The organism is Kitasatospora sp. NPDC048296, from assembly GCF_043201815.1.
Taxonomy (GTDB): Bacteria; Actinomycetota; Actinomycetes; order Streptomycetales; family Streptomycetaceae; genus Kitasatospora.
In genome coordinates, this window is the sequence record NZ_JBICZB010000020.1 from 98,807 (window position 1) to 113,653 (window position 14,847).

Annotated in this window: 12 protein-coding genes; 6 read left to right on the top strand and 6 right to left on the bottom strand. The window is 72.9% G+C overall.

Annotated elements, in window-relative coordinates; genetic code table 11:
* The first annotated feature begins 11 nt into the window (after positions 1–11).
* Together ACGF12_RS15005 and ACGF12_RS15010 are read left to right on the top strand one after the other, a co-directional pair.
* Positions 12–2,015: an acetyl/propionyl/methylcrotonyl-CoA carboxylase subunit alpha gene (locus ACGF12_RS15005; protein WP_393028860.1), complete on the top strand. Its 2,004-nt coding sequence runs from the start codon at positions 12–14 to the stop codon at positions 2,013–2,015.
* Between the two features lie 14 nt (positions 2,016–2,029).
* Positions 2,030–3,202, top strand: a complete 1,173-nt coding sequence (locus ACGF12_RS15010) for an acyl-CoA dehydrogenase family protein (RefSeq protein ID WP_393028862.1) — start codon at positions 2,030–2,032, stop codon at positions 3,200–3,202.
* Between the two features lie 31 nt (positions 3,203–3,233).
* Here ACGF12_RS15010 and ACGF12_RS15015 read toward each other — a convergent pair whose 3' ends face one another.
* Positions 3,234–3,356 (bottom strand): hypothetical protein, encoded by a 123-nt coding sequence (locus ACGF12_RS15015; RefSeq protein ID WP_393028864.1) that lies wholly within the window; start codon positions 3,354–3,356, stop codon positions 3,234–3,236.
* 278 nt (positions 3,357–3,634) lie between these two features.
* Here ACGF12_RS15015 and ACGF12_RS15020 point away from each other — a divergent pair, with 278 nt between their 5' ends.
* The 3 genes from ACGF12_RS15020 (at position 3,635) to ACGF12_RS15030 (ending at position 8,617) form a co-directional block, all read left to right on the top strand.
* Complete coding sequence (locus ACGF12_RS15020) at positions 3,635–5,236, top strand: AMP-binding protein (protein ID WP_393028866.1); 1,602 nt, start codon at positions 3,635–3,637, stop codon at positions 5,234–5,236.
* An 86-nt stretch (positions 5,237–5,322) separates the two neighbouring features.
* Positions 5,323–6,006 carry a TetR/AcrR family transcriptional regulator gene (locus ACGF12_RS15025; RefSeq protein ID WP_393028868.1) on the top strand — a complete coding sequence of 228 codons (684 nt, stop codon included), beginning with the start codon at positions 5,323–5,325 and terminating at the stop codon, positions 6,004–6,006.
* Positions 6,007–6,151: 145 nt separating this feature from the next.
* Entirely contained in the window at positions 6,152–8,617 is a 2,466-nt protein-coding gene (locus ACGF12_RS15030) for a SpoIIE family protein phosphatase (RefSeq protein WP_393028870.1), read from the top strand.
* Positions 8,618–8,727: 110 nt separating this feature from the next.
* On the opposite strand, the gene ACGF12_RS15035 is transcribed toward ACGF12_RS15030, so the two are convergent.
* From ACGF12_RS15035 to ACGF12_RS15055, 5 genes are all read right to left on the bottom strand, one after another.
* Positions 8,728–10,293: an MFS transporter gene (locus ACGF12_RS15035; RefSeq protein ID WP_393028872.1), complete on the bottom strand. Its 1,566-nt coding sequence runs from the start codon at positions 10,291–10,293 to the stop codon at positions 8,728–8,730.
* A complete protein-coding gene (locus ACGF12_RS15040; RefSeq protein ID WP_393028873.1) occupies positions 10,290–10,916 on the bottom strand; it encodes a TetR/AcrR family transcriptional regulator in 627 nt (208 codons plus the stop codon). Before ACGF12_RS15040 ends, ACGF12_RS15035 begins: the two co-directional genes overlap by 4 nt.
* 167 nt (positions 10,917–11,083) lie before the next feature.
* The gene (locus ACGF12_RS15045) at positions 11,084–11,476 is read right to left on the bottom strand and encodes a cell division protein SepF (protein ID WP_393028875.1); all 393 of its coding nucleotides are present in this window, start codon (positions 11,474–11,476) and stop codon (positions 11,084–11,086) included.
* A gap of 272 nt (positions 11,477–11,748) precedes the next feature.
* A complete protein-coding gene (locus ACGF12_RS15050) occupies positions 11,749–12,264 on the bottom strand; it encodes a DinB family protein (RefSeq protein WP_393028877.1) in 516 nt (171 codons plus the stop codon).
* A 61-nt stretch (positions 12,265–12,325) separates the two neighbouring features.
* Positions 12,326–13,060: a TVP38/TMEM64 family protein gene (locus tag ACGF12_RS15055; RefSeq protein ID WP_393028879.1), complete on the bottom strand. Its 735-nt coding sequence runs from the start codon at positions 13,058–13,060 to the stop codon at positions 12,326–12,328.
* A 374-nt stretch (positions 13,061–13,434) separates the two neighbouring features.
* Here ACGF12_RS15055 and ACGF12_RS15060 point away from each other — a divergent pair, with 374 nt between their 5' ends.
* A complete protein-coding gene (locus ACGF12_RS15060) occupies positions 13,435–14,631 on the top strand; it encodes an RNA-guided endonuclease InsQ/TnpB family protein (protein WP_393028885.1) in 1,197 nt (398 codons plus the stop codon).
* The last annotated feature ends 216 nt before the right edge of the window (positions 14,632–14,847 follow it).

Here is a 14,847-nt window from a genome sequence, read left to right on the forward strand (position 1 = left end):
GGCTACCGACGATGACTTCCAAGACTCCGATCACCAACCTGCTGGTCGCCAATCGAGGCGAGATCGCCCGCCGGGTGTTCCGCACCTGCCGGGAGCTCGGCATCGCGACCACGGCCGTGCACTCCGATCCGGACGCCGCCGCCCCGCACGTGCGGGAGGCCGACGCCGCCGTCCGGCTGCCCGGCGCCGCGCCCGCCGACACCTACCTGCGCGGCGAACTGATCGTGCGCGCCGCGCTGGCCGCCGGGGCCGACGCCGTCCACCCCGGGTACGGATTCCTGTCCGAGAGCGCCGAGTTCGCGCGGGCCGTGCTGGATGCGGGCCTGGTCTGGGTCGGCCCGCCGCCGGCCGCGATCGCCGCGATGGGCTCGAAGACCGCCGCCAAGCGGCTGATGGCCGAGGCCGGGGTGCCCGTCCTGGGGGCGCTGGCGGAGCCGACCGAGGCCGACCTGCCGGTGCTGGTCAAGGCCGCGGCGGGCGGCGGCGGCCGCGGCATGCGGGTGGTCCGTCGACTGGCGGACCTGCCCGGCGAGTTGGCGGCGGCCCGGGCCGAGGCGGCCAAGGCCTTCGGCTCGGACGAGGTGTTCTGCGAGCGCTACCTGCCCACCGGGCGGCACGTCGAGGTCCAGCTGCTGGCCGACGCGCACGGCACGGTCTGGGCGGTCGGCGACCGCGACTGCTCGCTCCAGCGGCGGCACCAGAAGGTGGTCGAGGAGGCCCCGGCCCCCGGTCTCCCGGCGGACGTCCGGGCCGAGTTGCACACAGCGGCGGTGAACGCCGCCCGGGCGATCGGCTACGTCGGCGCCGGGACGGCCGAGTTCCTGCTCGCCGAGGACGGCCGGTGCTACTTCCTGGAGATGAACACCCGCCTCCAGGTCGAGCACCCGGTCACCGAGGCGGTCACCGGGCTGGACCTGGTGGCGCTCCAACTCGCCGTCGCCGAGGGGGAGGAGCTACCCGGGCCCACCCCGCCGCCGACCACCGGCCACGCGATCGAGGCCCGGCTGTACGCCGAGGACCCGGCCAAGGACTGGCAGCCCGCCACCGGCACCCTGCACCTTCTCGAACTCGCCCACCACCACCAGGAGTTCACCGGAGCTGGACCCGGGACAGGTGCCGGGCCCGGAACCGGCGCCGGAACCGCCGCCGGCTCCGGCCTGCGCCTGGACTCCGGCGTCGAGTCCGGCAGCGAGATCACCCCGCACTACGACGCGATGCTCGCCAAGGTGATCGCCTGGGCGCCGACCCGCGCCGCCGCCGCCCGCAAGCTGGCCGACGCGCTCGCCCGCGCGAGGATCCACGGCCCCTCCACCAACCGGGAGTTGCTGGTCCGAGCGCTGCGGCATCCGGCCTTCCTCGCCGCACGCCTGCACACCGGCTTCCTCACCGAGCACGCGGCCGAGCTCACCGCCCCGGACACCAAGGGCGTCGGACGCGCCGCGCTGGCCGCCGCCCTCGCCGACGCCGCCGCCCGTGCCACCGCCCTGCCCTCCGGCTGGCGCAACCTGCCCTCCCAGGCGCAGGTCAAGCGCTACCGCGCCGCCGACGGCACGGAGTCGGAAGTCCGCTACCGCCACACCCGGGCCGGCCTGCTGGCCGAGGACCACCCGGACGTGGAACTCGTCGAGGCCACCGCCGAGCTCGTCGTGCTGCGCGAGGGCGAGGTCCGACGCCCCTACCGCGTCGCCCGCTACGGCGGCCGGGCGCAGCAGGTGTACGTCGACACCCCGACCGGCAGCACCGCGCTCACCGCCCTGCCGCGCTTCCCCGACCCGACCGCCCAGACCGACCCCGGCGCCCTGCTCGCCCCGATGCCCGGCACCGTGCTCCGCACCAATGCCGCCGTCGGGGACGCCGTCACCGCCGGGCAGCCGCTGCTCGTGCTGGAGGCGATGAAGATGGAGCACCGCGTCACCGCCCCCGCCGACGGCATCCTCGTCGAACTCCTCGCCACCCCCGGCCGGCAGGTCGAACTCGGAACCCTGCTGGCCGTCGTCCAGACCACCGAAGCCTGAGGAAGGACCCCCGCATGTCCGCCATCGGCAGTCAGCTCCTCGAAACCCCCGAACGCAAGGCCCTGCGCCAGGCCGTCGGCGACCTCGGCCGCCGCTACGGCTCCGCCTACTACCTCGCCAAGGCCCGGGCCGGCGAGCCCGCCGAGGAACTGTGGGCGGAGGCCGGCAAGGCCGGCTACCTGGGCGTCAACCTGCCCGCCGAGTACGGCGGCGGAGGCGGCGGCATCACCGACCTCGCCATCGTCCTGGAGGAACTCGGCACCGCCGGCTGCCCGTTGCTGCTGCTGATCGTCTCCCCGGCGATCTGTGGCACGGTGATAGCCCGCTACGGCACCGAGGAGCAGAAGCGGCGCTGGCTGCCCGGACTGGCCGACGGCAGCCGCAAGATGGCCTTCGGCATCACCGAGCCGGACGCCGGCTCCAACGCGCACCGGATCTCCACCGTCGCCCGCCGGGACGGCGAGGACTGGCTGCTGACCGGCCGCAAGGTGTTCGTCTCCGGCATCGACCACTCCGACGCCGTGCTGTTCGTCGCCCGTACCGAGGATGCCCGCACCGGCAAGCTCAAGCCCTGCCTGTTCGTCGTCCCGCGCGAGACCCCCGGTTTCGAGTACCGGGCGATCCCGATGGAGCTCGTCGCCCCGGAGAAGCAGTTCCAGGTCTTCCTGGACGACGTCCGGCTGCCCGCCGACGCCCTGGTCGGCGACGAGAACGCCGGCCTGCTCCAGCTGTTCGCCGGCCTCAACCCGGAGCGGATCCTCACCGCCGCCTTCTCGCTCGGCCTGGCCCGCCAGGCCCTCGGCAAGGCCGTCGAGTACGCGAAGACCCGGACCGTCTGGTCCACCCCGATCGGCGCCCACCAGGGTCTGGCCCACCCGCTGGCCCAGTGTGCGGTGGAGATCGAGCTGGCCCGGCTGATGACCCAGAAGGCCGGGCTGCTCTACGACGCGGGGGAGGACCTGGCCGCCGGGGAGGCCGCCAACATGGCCAAGTACGCCGCCGGGGAGGCGGCCGCCCGTACCGTCGACCAGGCGGTGCAGACGCTCGGCGGCAACGGCCTCACCCAGGAGTACGGGCTGGGCGCGCTGCTGGCGGCCACCCGGGTCGGCCGGGTCGCGCCGGTCAGCCGGGAGATGGTGCTCAACTACGTGGCCCAGCACACCCTGGGCCTGCCCAAGTCGTACTGACCGTCCCTGGGCGCCGCTGTCCCGGTCGGGGTCACCGCACGGCGCTCAGGTGGGCGAAGGCCACGGTGTCGGACTCGTACCCGGCGTGCCGGTCGGACTTCCCGCCGCAGGTGATCACCCGCAGCTCGGCCCGGGTGCCGCTGCCGCCGTACACCTGGGCGTCCGGGAGTCCTTCTTCGGGAACACCGGAGGGGTGTTCAACTGCAGAGCGGCGTTCAGCCCGGGGCCGGTCACCGGGGCGTCGACCTTGATCGCGGGGATCCGGATCCGGGTCGGCGCGCCCCGGGAGCACATGTGCCACGCAAGCTCCGCCCCCGGTTCCCCACAATGGATGAGCGACTCCCCTGACTGTCCGTATGCTCCTGAGCGCGCCCCGTACCGACGCCGTCGCCGCTTTTGTTGCTGCATCAACTTCCTGGCTGGAGGCTCACCTTGGTGTTCCGAAGTGAATTCCCGGACGTCCCCGTGATCGACCTGCCGATCCACGACGCGGTGCTCGGCTCCGCCGCCGAGTACGGCGAGCGGCCGGCCTTGATCGACGGCCTCACCGGGGAGCAGGTCAGCTACGCGCGGCTCGCCGCCTCGGTCGAACGGGTCGCCGCCGGACTGGCCGGAGCAGGGGTGCGCAAGGGCGACGTGGTCGCCCTGTTCAGTCCCAACTCGATCGTCTATCCGATGGCCTACTACGGCGCCACCCGGGCCGGCGCCACCGTCACCACGGTGTCCTCGCTGTCCACCCCCGTCGAACTGGCCGGACAGCTCCGCGACAGCGGCGCCCGCTGGCTGATCACCGTCTCCCCGTTCCTGTCGACCGCCCGTGCGGCCGCCGAACAGCTCGCCGCCGCCGGCCGCCCGCTGAGCGAGATCATCGTGCTGGACGGCGCCGACGGCCACCGCTCGCTCGCCGAGCTGCTCGCCGCCACCGGCCCCGCCCCCGAGACCGTGATCGACCCGGGCGAGGACGTCGCGGTGCTGCCCTACTCCAGCGGCACCACCGGCCTGCCCAAGGGCGTGATGCTCACCCACCGCTCGATCGCCACCAACCTCGCCCAGACCGACGCCCTCTACCGCCCCGCCGTGGGCGAACGGGTGCTCGCGGTGCTGCCGTTCTTCCACATCTACGGCCTGGCGGCCCTGCTCAACCAGCCGCTGCGGTGCGGCGCCACCGTCGTCGTGCTGCCCCGCTTCGACCTGGAGCAGTTCTGCCGCGCGATCGAACAGCACCGGGTACAGGCCCTGGTGGTGGCCCCGCCGATCGCTCTCGCCCTGGCCAAGCACCCGGTGGTGGAGCGCTTCGACCTCTCCTCCGTCGAGTACCTGCTGTGCGCGGCCGCCCCGCTGGACCCGGCCCTCGCCGAGGCCTGCGCCCGGCGCCTGGGCCTGCCGCACCTGCTCCAGGGCTACGGCATGACCGAGCTGTCCCCGGTCACCCACGTGGTCTCCCCGACCGAGCACGACCCCTCGCCCGGCTCGGTCGGCCGGATGGTCCCCTCCACCGAACTGCGGGTCACCGCCCTGGACGGCAGCGGCCGGGACCTCGGCGCCGGCGAGCGCGGCGAGCTGTGGATCCGCGGCCCCCAGGTGATGAAGGGCTACTTCGGCCGCCCCTCCGACACCGCCGCCGTGATCGACGCCGAGGGCTGGCTGCACACCGGCGACATCGGCTGCGTGGACGAGCGCGGCTACCTGCACATCGTCGACCGGGTCAAGGAGCTGATCAAGTACAAGGGCTACCAGGTCGCCCCCGCCGAGCTGGAGGCCGTGCTGCTCGGCCACCCGCAGATCACCGACGCCGCCGTGATCGGCGTCCCGGACGCCGACGGCACCGAGTGCCCCAAGGCCTTCGTGGTCCGCGCCCCCGGCAGCGCCCTGACCGCCGAGGAGGTCACCGGCTACGTGGCCGGGCAGGTCGCCCCGTACAAGAAGGTCCGCGCGGTGGAGTTCGTCGACGCCGTCCCCAAGTCCGCGGCCGGCAAGATCCTCCGCCGCGAGCTGCGCGCCCGCGAGGCCGCACGGGCCGAGGCGGCGAGCTGAACGGGGGCCCTGACCGGCGAAGACCGCGGCGCGTCTGTGAGGATCGACCCGCCGCGCCCCGACCGGAACAGGAACCGCCGCCCGCCATGACCAGCCACCCCGCCGTCCGCACCCCCCAGCAGGACCGCAGCCGCGCGACCCGGGCCCGGCTGCTCGCGGCCGCCGTGGACTGCCTGGCCGAGCTCGGCTGGCAGGGCTCCACCGTCGCCGTGGTCGCCGAGCGGGCCGGCGTCTCCCGGGGCGCCGCCCAGCACCACTTCCCGACCCGGGAGGACCTCTTCACCGCGGCCGTCGAGTACGTCACCGCCGAGCGGCTGGCAGCCGTCCGCGCCCACGCGGACGACCTGCCGGCCGCCGGCCCCGACCGCACCCGGGCCGTGGTCGACATGATCGTCCGTCTCTACACCGGCCCGGACTTCCGCGCCGCCCTGCACCTGTGGACCGCCGCCGCCACCGAGGAGGCCCTGCGCGAGCGGATCGTCGCCCTGGAGGGCCGGGTCGGCCGGGAGGCCCACCGGGCCGCCGTGGAGTTCCTCGGAGCCGACGAGACCCGCCCGGGCGTGCGCGAATCGGTGCAGGCCACCCTCGACCTCGCCCGCGGACTGGGCCTGGCCAACCTGCTGACCGACGACAGTGTTCGACGTTCCGGAGTGATCGGGCAGTGGGCGGGCCTTCTGGAGAGTACGCTGCGCCCGGTACGCCCGGTACGCCCGGTACGCCCGGTACGCCCGGTACGCCCGGTACGCCCGGTACGCCCGGTACGCCCATGACGCCCGTACAACCGGAGCGGCCGGACACCCCTGACCAAGGGGTCGCCGGGCGGCCGATGTCCGTGCAGTCTGGAGAAGAAACCCGGCCGGCACCGACCGCGAGGCTCACCCGGCCGGGCACGAGCCGAACCGGGGTGCTGCCTGAATGCACGGACACGAGTGGGACGCGACCGACGCCGCCGGCCTCACAGCGGGCGGCGCCTCCGCGCGCCCGGAAGGCCACCGACTGGTCCCGCTCGCGACGGCCCTGCTCCAGAGCGACGGCCTGATCCTGCACTGGAGCGATGACGCCGAGGCCCTGCTCGGCTACACCGCCGAGGAGGCCGTCGGCAGCTACGCCGCCCGGCTGCTCACCGACGACACCGACCGCCCCGAGGTGCTCGACATCTTCCGGCGGATCATGGCGGGGACCGGCACCTCCTTCGTCTTCCCGGTCCGCCACCGCGACGGCCACAAGGTCGAGCTGGAGTTCCGCACCTACCCGATCGCCGGCCCGAGTGGCACCCTGCTGCTGCTCGCCACCGCGTCCGACACCCGCGCCCTGCACGAGATCGAGGCCGACCTCGCCGTCCTCGACGGCATCTTCGGCCGCTCGCCGATAGGGATGGCCGTCTACGACACCCAACTGCGCTTCGTCCGGATCAACGACGCACTCGCCCGGATGAACGGTGTCCCGGCCTCCGGCCACCTCGGCCGCCGGATAACCGTCGTCCTGCCCGGCATCAACAGCGTCGAGATCGAGCAGACCATGAGACAGGTCCTCAAGAGCGGCAAGCCCGTCGTCGACGCCCGCTCGCACGGCCGCGTCCCCGGGGACCCCAAGCGGGACCGTGCCTGGTCCGCCTCCTACTTCCGGCTGGAGGACTCCGCCGGAAAGGTCTTCGGCGTCGCCTCCTCGATCATCGACGTCACCGAGCGCTTCCAGGCCGAGGCCCGCGCCGCCCGCGCCCAGGAACGGCTGACCACCATCGCCGAGGCCACCGCCCGGATCGGCACCACCCTCGACCTCCAGCGCACCGCGGAGGAACTGATCGAGGCCGTCGTCCCCCGGTTCGCCGACTTCGCCACCGTCGACCTGCTGGAACCCGTCCTGCGCGGCGCCGAGCCCACCGCGATCCCCTCCGACCGGTCCGTCACCCTGCGCGCCGTCGCCGTCGGGGAGAGCTACGAGTCCGGCCTCGCGCACGCCGTGGACGTCGTCGGCGAGACCTCCGAGTACGCCCCGGACCGCAGCTACACCCAGTGCCTGCGCAGCGGGCGGCCGCTGCTGCGCTCCCACGTGGACGAGGAGGTGCTGCGCGGACTGGTGTCCAGCGAGGACCGGATCGCCCCCGGGATGGCGGCCGGCATCCACTCGTACCTGATGGTGCCGATCACCGCCCGGGGCATGGTGCTCGGCGGCTCCGAATTCATCCGGATGCGCAACCCCGAGCCGTTCACCGACGCCGACGTCGCGCTCGCCGAGGAACTGGTCGCCCGCACCGCGCTGGCCCTCGACAACGCCCGGCTCTACCGGCGCGAGCGGGAGACCGCCCTGACCCTGCAGCGCAGCCTGCTGCCGCAGGAGATCCACCGCACCCTCGGCCTGGAGATCGCCTACCGCTACCTGCCCAGCAGCGTGGTCAGCGAGGTCGGCGGCGACTGGTTCGACGTGGTGCCGCTGTCCTGCGGCCGGGTCGCACTGGTGGTCGGCGACGTGATGGGCCACGGCATCCGGGCCGCCGCCACCATGGGCCAGCTGCGCACCGTCGCCCGCACCCTGGCCACCCTGGACATGCCGCCCGAGCAGGTCCTCACCCGACTGGACGAGACCGCCTCGGGCATCGGCGAGGGCCAGTTCGCCACCTGCATATGCGCGGTCTACGACCCGCTGGAGCGCACCGTCCAGGTCGCCTCGGCCGGGCACCTGCCGCCGGTGTGGGTCGACACCGACGGCACCGCCCGCACGATCGAGGTGCCGCCCGGCGTTCCGCTGGGCGTCGGCGGGGTCGCCTTCGAGTCGATCGGGTTCACCCTCCCCGAGGGCAGCATGCTCGCCCTCTACACCGACGGCCTGGTCGAGCGGCGCGGCCAGGACCTGGACGACGGCATCGACCTGCTCGCCCGCACCCTGTCCCAGACCGGCCGGACGCTGGAGGAGAGCTGCGACGCCGTCCTCGGCGCGCTGGTCACGGACGGTACCGAGGACGACATCGCGATGATCATGGCGCGGGCGCTGCCGGTGGCCGACGACCGGATCGCCACCCTCCCGCTCGCCGGCGGCGGCAAGCTGCCCGGCAAGGCCCGCCGCTTCACCCGCGCCACCCTGGAGGGGTGGGGCCTGAGCGCGCTCTCCGACTACGCCGAACTCATGGTCAGCGAGCTGGTCACGAACGCCCTGCTGCACGCCGAGGCACCGCGCCGACTGCGGCTGTTCCGCGACCGGGTGCTGACCGTCGAGGTCTCCGACGCCGGCGGCCAGACCCCGCAACTGCGCCCCTTCGCCGAGCAGGACGAGGGCGGGCGCGGGATGTTCCTGGTCAGCGAGCTGGCCCAGCGCTGGGGCAGCCGGCTCACCCGGGACGGCAAGGTGGTCTGGGCCGAGCTGGAGCTGCCCTTCGGGGCGTCCTGAGGCGTGCCCGCAGACCCCCGGGAACGGGCGTTCCGCAGACGAGAACGACCGTTCCCGGATGGAAACGGCCGTTCTCGTACCCGTTCTCGTACCCGTTCTCGTACGCGGTCCTACGCGTCGACCTTCTGCGGCTCGGCGGCCTCGGCCGGCTCGGCCGCCGTCGGGGCGGACAGCCCGCGCAGCAGTCGCCAGGCCAGGACGGCCGCGCCCACCAGCAGCACGCCGGCGACCAGCCCGGCGCTGTTCATGCCGTGCACGAAGGCGTCCTTGGCGCTCGCCAGCAGCGGCTGGGCCACCTCGGCCGGCAGTCCGTGCGCCTCCTCCACGGCCGAACCGAGCGACTCACCGGCCCGGGCCGCGGTCTCCGCGGAGACCCCGGCCGGCACGGACAGCCCGTTCGCGTAGATCGAGCCGACCACCGAACCGACCAGCGCGATGCCGAGCGCGGTGCCCAGTTCGTACGCCGTTTCGGAGGCCGCCGAGGCGGCCCCGGCCTTGTCGGCGGGTGCGGCGCTCAGCACCAGGTCGGCGCCGAGCGTGTAGACCACGCCCTCGGCCGTGCCGGTCAGCAGGAAGGAGACGGCCAGCAACAGGTAGGTGGTGTCCTGCTGCAGCCAGCCCAGCACGCCCGCGGCCAGACCCATGGCGAGCAGACTGGCCGTCAGCGCCTTGCGGACGCCGAAGCGCCGGGCGATCCGGGCGGTCAGCAGCCCGCCGACCACCGAGCCGGCGAAGGCCGGCAGCTCCGCCAGGCCCGCCTGGAGCGGCTCGTAGCCGCGGACCAGCTGGAGGTACTGCGAGACCACGAAGATCACGCCGCTCAGGCCCACCAGGGAGATCAGCGAAGCGGTGACGGCGGCGGTGAACCGCCGGTCGCGGAACAGCCGGACGTCCAGCAGCGGGGTCTCCAGCCGCAGCTGGCGGCGGACGAAGACGGTCAGCGCGGCGGCGCCCAGGAGGAAGGCGACCGGGACGTCCCAGCGGGCGGGGCTGTGCGCGGCGCCCTCCTTGACCGCGTACACCACGCCGATCACACCGGCCATCGACAGCGCGACGCTCAGCACGTCCCAGCGGCCCGGCTTCGGGTCCCTGGACTCCGGCAGCAGCCAGGTGCCGGACACCAGCAGCAGGAGCAGGACCGGGATGTTCAGCAGGAACACCGAACCCCACCAGAAGTGCTCCAGCAGCGCCCCGCCGATCACCGGCCCGAGCGCGGCACCGGCGGTGGCGGCCGCGCCCCAGATGCCGATCGCGGTGGCCCGCTCCCGGTCGTCCGGGAACAGGCTGCGGATCAGCGACAGGGTGGAGGGCATGATCGTCGCCCCGGCGACGCCGAGCAGCGCGCGGGCGAGGATCAGCCAGCCCGGGCCCGGCGCGTAGGCGGCCAGCAGCGAGGCGGCGCCGAAGGCGGTGGCGCCGGACAGCAGCAGCTTCTTGCGGCCGATCCGGTCGCTCAGCGCGCCCATGCTGACCAGCAGGCCGGCCAGCACGAAGGAGTAGGAGTCGCCGATCCAGAGCAGCTGGGTGCCGCTGGGGCGCAGCGTCTCGCTGATGGACGGGATGGCGAGGGAGAGCACGGTCGCGTCGAGGGCGACCACGGTGACGGCCAGCACCAGGACGGCGAGGCCGGTCCAGCGCTGGCGGGCGGTCAGAAGGGCGGGAGCCGTCAAGCTCATGGGATATCGGTTTCCGGTTTCCGGTCCGAGGTGCTGTGGGTCGGGCCAACGGGGATGTGGGCCGTGGGGGCGGGGGTGTCCGGTCGGCGCAGCGCGCCGCCGAGGAACAGTTCGGCGAGCGAGAAGGCGGCCTCGCGCGGGGCGAGCCGGCCGTCCTGGATGGCCCAGCCGATGCCGGCGACGAGGTCGAAGAAGGCCTCGCTCAGCCAGGCGGCGCTCAGTTCGATCCGGAAGACGCCCTGCTGCTGTCCGCGCAGGAAGAGCGCGTGCAGCCGGGCGATCTGGACCTCCCAGAGGTCGTTGATGTCGTCGTGGTCGTAGAGCTGGTTTTCGCCGGCCAGGAAGGCGCAGAGCATGGCGTCGGGGACGGAGGCGTCCACCAGGCGCCGCAGCGCGGCCTCGGCGTCGCCCTCCTCCGTCGCGGCGGTGTCCAGGGCGGCGGCGAAGCGCTCCAGGCCGAGTCGGCCGACCTCGCGGATCAGCGCCTCGCGCCCCGGGAACAGCCGGTGCAGGGTGGCACGGCTGATGCCCGCCGCCCGGGCGATCTCGTCCAGGTGGGCGGTGGGGCGGCGGGAGAGCACGCCGACGGCGGCTTCGAGGACGGTGTCGCGGTCGGTGGCCATGCATCGAGTCTAGACCAGTTGAGACATCGATGTCTCAAAATTAGTTCCTTCGTCTCAGATGATCCATGCTCGCCCGGCCCCTGGACAGCAAAAAACCGAGGACGGCGGGTGTGCCGTCCCCGGTCGGGGCGCTGCGTGGCCTTACGGCCGGCTCAGCTCTGGTTGGCTCAGCTCTGGTTGTAGAACCCGGTCTCGTCGAGCGGGCGGTCGATCACCATGACCTCGACGTCCGCCGGGGTGAGCAGGAAGACCCGGCGGGCGATCCGCTCGATGCCGCCCCGCGTGCCGAAGATCAGACCGGAGGCGAAGTCGACCATGCGCTTGGCCTCCGCCTCCTCCATCTCGGTGAGGTCCATGACCACCGGGGTGCTCGCCCGGATGTGCTCGCCGACCGTACGCGCCGCCTCGAAGCCCGTCGGCCGCAGGGAGACGATCTTCGCGGGCGCGGGGGCGGCGGAAACCGCCTCCTGCTCGACCCACTCGTCGTCGTACACAGCGGCCGGGTAGTTCCCCGAGGGCATCAGCCACCCGTTGTGGTGCTCGTCGCGAAGTGCTCCCATGCCGCGCCTCCCTGCCTCGTCCCGTCCTGGTCCCCCCGGGGGGTGCGTGTCCTTCTTGACACGTCATCCACTCGTCGGAACTGTCCGAGTATCGCACTGTTCACCGGTCCCGTGCCCGCTCGCGACCCCCGTACGAGTCGTGCCGTGCCCGAAGCCCGGGCGGACCCGGGTAAAGGAAGCGACGCGGCGCAGCTCCGTACGGTTGCGCGCGTAGACCTTATCGGTAGCGGTCACTGCTTAATTGACCTTCTGTCAACAATGTGGAAACGATTTCATTCGCCGGTGGAGCCGTCCACCAGTTCGCGCAGAAGATCCGCGTGGCCGTTGTGCCGCGCGTACTCCTCGATCATGTGGACCAGGATCCAGCGGAGCGTCACTTCCCGGTCGTGGCGCAGCCGCTTGCCGACGGTCTCCAGCGGCAGGCCGGTCGATGCCTCGCGGGCGGCCGCGATCTCGGCGCGCCAGAGGGCGAAGTCGGCGGCGACGTCGGCGGTGCCGACGTTGTCGAAATCGCCGTCCGGGTCCTGCTCGGTCCAGTAGTGGCCGGTGGCGACCTCCTCGCCGCGCAGGACGCCCTGGAACCAGTGCCGCTCCACCTCGGTCATGTGCCGCACCAGGCCGAGCAGGGAGAGTGTGGACGGCGGGACGGAGCGCAGCCGCAGCTGGTCGTCGGTCAGACCCTCGCACTTGAGGGCGAGAGTGCTGCGGTGGTAGTCGAGCCAGGCGGTGAGCATGGCGGCCTCGCCGGCCGCCATCGGCGGGTCCACCCGCGGGTTGAGTTCGGTCATGCCGGCCATCGTGGCCCCCGGCGGCGCGGCGGCGCGACCGATTTGTCAGCCGGCCGCTGGGTCAACCGGTTCTCAGGGCCCGGCGGCGGGCCGCGGCCGCGCGCCAGAGGCCGACCAGGCTGCCGATCACCAGCAGGGCGATCACCCCGGCGGAGACCAGGAACGCCGCCGAGCCCGGCTGGTCCGCGCTGGCGGCGGCGGTGACGTAGACGGCGGTGGTGGGCACCACGCCGATCGCGGTGGCGAGGAGGAAGGGCAGGAAGCGGACCCCGGAGAAGGCCGCGCCGTAGTTGCCGGCCTGGAAGGGCAGGCCGGGCAGCAGCCGCAGCACCAGGACGCTGCGGAAGCCCTGCTCGGTGAAGCGCTGGTCGAGGGCGCCCAGCACCTTGCCGCGCAGGTAGGGCTTCAGCGCCTCCCGGCCGAGGCCGCGGCCCAGGGCGAAGGCCATCGCCGCGCCCAGGGTGGTGCCGAGCACGGCGAGCAGCACGCCCTGCTGGATGCCCAGCAGCAGTCCGGCGACGGCGTTCAGCGCGGGGCGTGGGACGAAGGCGAGCGTGCCGACCGCGTAGACGAGGGTGAACAGCGGTGCGAACCAGTAGCCGGGCATCCGGTTCGCCAGGCCGCCGGAGAGCAGGTCCGTCGGGCTCCACAGCAGCAGCGACCCGGCGCACGCCCCCAGCAGCAGCACCAGCAGGCCGAACCGCCACCAGGCCGAACGGGCCGGGCGCTCGGGGCCGGGCTCGGGACCGGGCTCGGCGGCGCTCGGCAGGGGGGAGGTCGTCAGGGCTTCGGGCACGGCCCGAGCCTAACCGCTGCCCTGGCCCGGCAGGTCTGCCGGTCCGGTCCGGTTCGCAGGTCTGGCCCGGTTCGCCGGTTCGCCGGGGCGAGGGTCGACGCCGGTGATCACAGTCGGCATGATGTCGGTCGGGGATCTTGCCGCGGGCGGGTCGGGGGTGCCGGTGTCCGGCTGGGCGCACGGTCGGGTGGGGCTGGCCACACTCCTCGCCCGAACGGGGCGAGGAGGGGCCATGAGACAGTTGGATGGGTGGCGGTGGCCCCGGCGGGGTTCGGACAGGGGTATCCGCGGGTTCAGCCGGGAAGGGAATCCGGTCCCGCTTGTCGGTGGCGTGTGGCATCTTGATTGCGTCAAGCCGAGAGGGGGTGGGCCGGATCATCCGTGCGTACAAGTTCCTGATCAGGCCCACCGTGGGCCAGGAACAGCAGCTCGCGGCGATGTTGCGAGATCACTGCGCGCTATACAACGCGGCGTTGGAGGAACGCCGTGATGCCTACCGGCACGCGACGAAGACGACTGTCCGCTACGGGCAGCAGTCTGCGCAGCTCAAGGACATTCGCGCCTTCGACTCCGATCAGGCCCGCTGGTCGTTCTCCTCGCAACAGGCGACGCTCCGGCGGCTGGATAAGGCATTTGCCGCGTTCTTTCGCCGGGTCAAGTCCGATGAAACGCCCGACTATCCCCGGTTCCGGTCATTTAAAAGGTTCGACACGGTGGATTGGCCGGAGGGCGGCGATGGATGTCGCTGGGACGCCACCCCCCACGACCCGGTGACCCGCGTCCGTCTGCAAGGCGTCGGATGTGTCCGGGTGCACCGGCACCGGCCGGTCGTCGGCAAGATCAAGACGATCAGCGTCAAGCGTGAGGGTCGCCGCTGGTACATCATCCTGACCGCTGACCAGGACCAGCCCGATCCGCTGCCCGCGACCGGCAGCGCGGTCGGCACCGACCTGGGCATAGCCCACTTCCTCGCCGACTCTGACGGCGGGTTCGTACCCAACCCCCGCCACGGCCAGAAGGGCGCCGCGAAGCTCGACGCCGCGCAGCGGGCACTCTCCCAGTCCAAGCGGGGCAGCAAGCGCCGCCGCAAGCAGGTCGAGACCGTCGCCCGGCTGCACCGCAAGGTGCGCCGCCAACGGCTCGACCACGCCCACAAGACCGCCCTCGCGCTGGTTCGTGAGCACGACTTCATCGCACACGAGGACCTCAAGATCCGCAACATGGTGCGGACGCCCGCACCCAAGCCCGACCCCGACCGGTCCGGCACGTTCCTCCCGAACGGCGCTGGAGCCAAGGCCGGGCTGAACAAGTCGATCAACGACGCCGGATGGGGGGTGTTCCTCGGGATCCTCACCGCCAAGGCAGAATGCGCCGGACGGTCTGTGATCGCCGTGGACCCCCGCAACACCTCCCGCGAGTGCCCCGAGTGCGGACACACCGTCAAGGAGAACCGGCCCACCCAGGAGACATTCCGCTGCGTCAGCTGCGGCCATCAGGCCCACGCTGACACTGTGGGAGCCATCAACGTTCTACGGGCCGGGCTGGCCCGTCGCGACGCCAATCAGGCCTAGCGAGAAACCCCCGTCGTCAGTCGGGGGAGGAGTCACGCGAATCCTCGTAGCCGAAGACCTCTACCTGCTGCGCGACGGGCCCGGGTTCGACGTAATTCGAGGGTTCTGGAGGGCCTGGTGGACTGAAAGCGCAGGTCATCGGGCTGCAGGCGGAGCGAACGGCCGAAAGTGCCTAGAGACGCGACTTTCCTGATTCGCCTGCGCTGGCCTGTGGCT

Coding starts and splice junctions, on each gene's coding strand:
- ACGF12_RS15045 (WP_393028875.1), bottom strand. CDS start 11,476: ATGGGAGCACTTCGCGACGAGCACCACAACGGGTGGCTGATGCCCTCG.
- ACGF12_RS15050 (WP_393028877.1), bottom strand. CDS start 12,264: ATGACCGAACTCAACCCGCGGGTGGACCCGCCGATGGCGGCCGGCGAG.
- ACGF12_RS15025 (WP_393028868.1), top strand. CDS start 5,323: ATGACCAGCCACCCCGCCGTCCGCACCCCCCAGCAGGACCGCAGCCGC.
- ACGF12_RS15030 (WP_393028870.1), top strand. CDS start 6,152: ATGCACGGACACGAGTGGGACGCGACCGACGCCGCCGGCCTCACAGCG.
- ACGF12_RS15035 (WP_393028872.1), bottom strand. CDS start 10,293: ATGAGCTTGACGGCTCCCGCCCTTCTGACCGCCCGCCAGCGCTGGACC.
- ACGF12_RS15010 (WP_393028862.1), top strand. CDS start 2,030: ATGTCCGCCATCGGCAGTCAGCTCCTCGAAACCCCCGAACGCAAGGCC.
- ACGF12_RS15040 (WP_393028873.1), bottom strand. CDS start 10,916: ATGGCCACCGACCGCGACACCGTCCTCGAAGCCGCCGTCGGCGTGCTC.
- ACGF12_RS15005 (WP_393028860.1), top strand. CDS start 12: ATGACTTCCAAGACTCCGATCACCAACCTGCTGGTCGCCAATCGAGGC.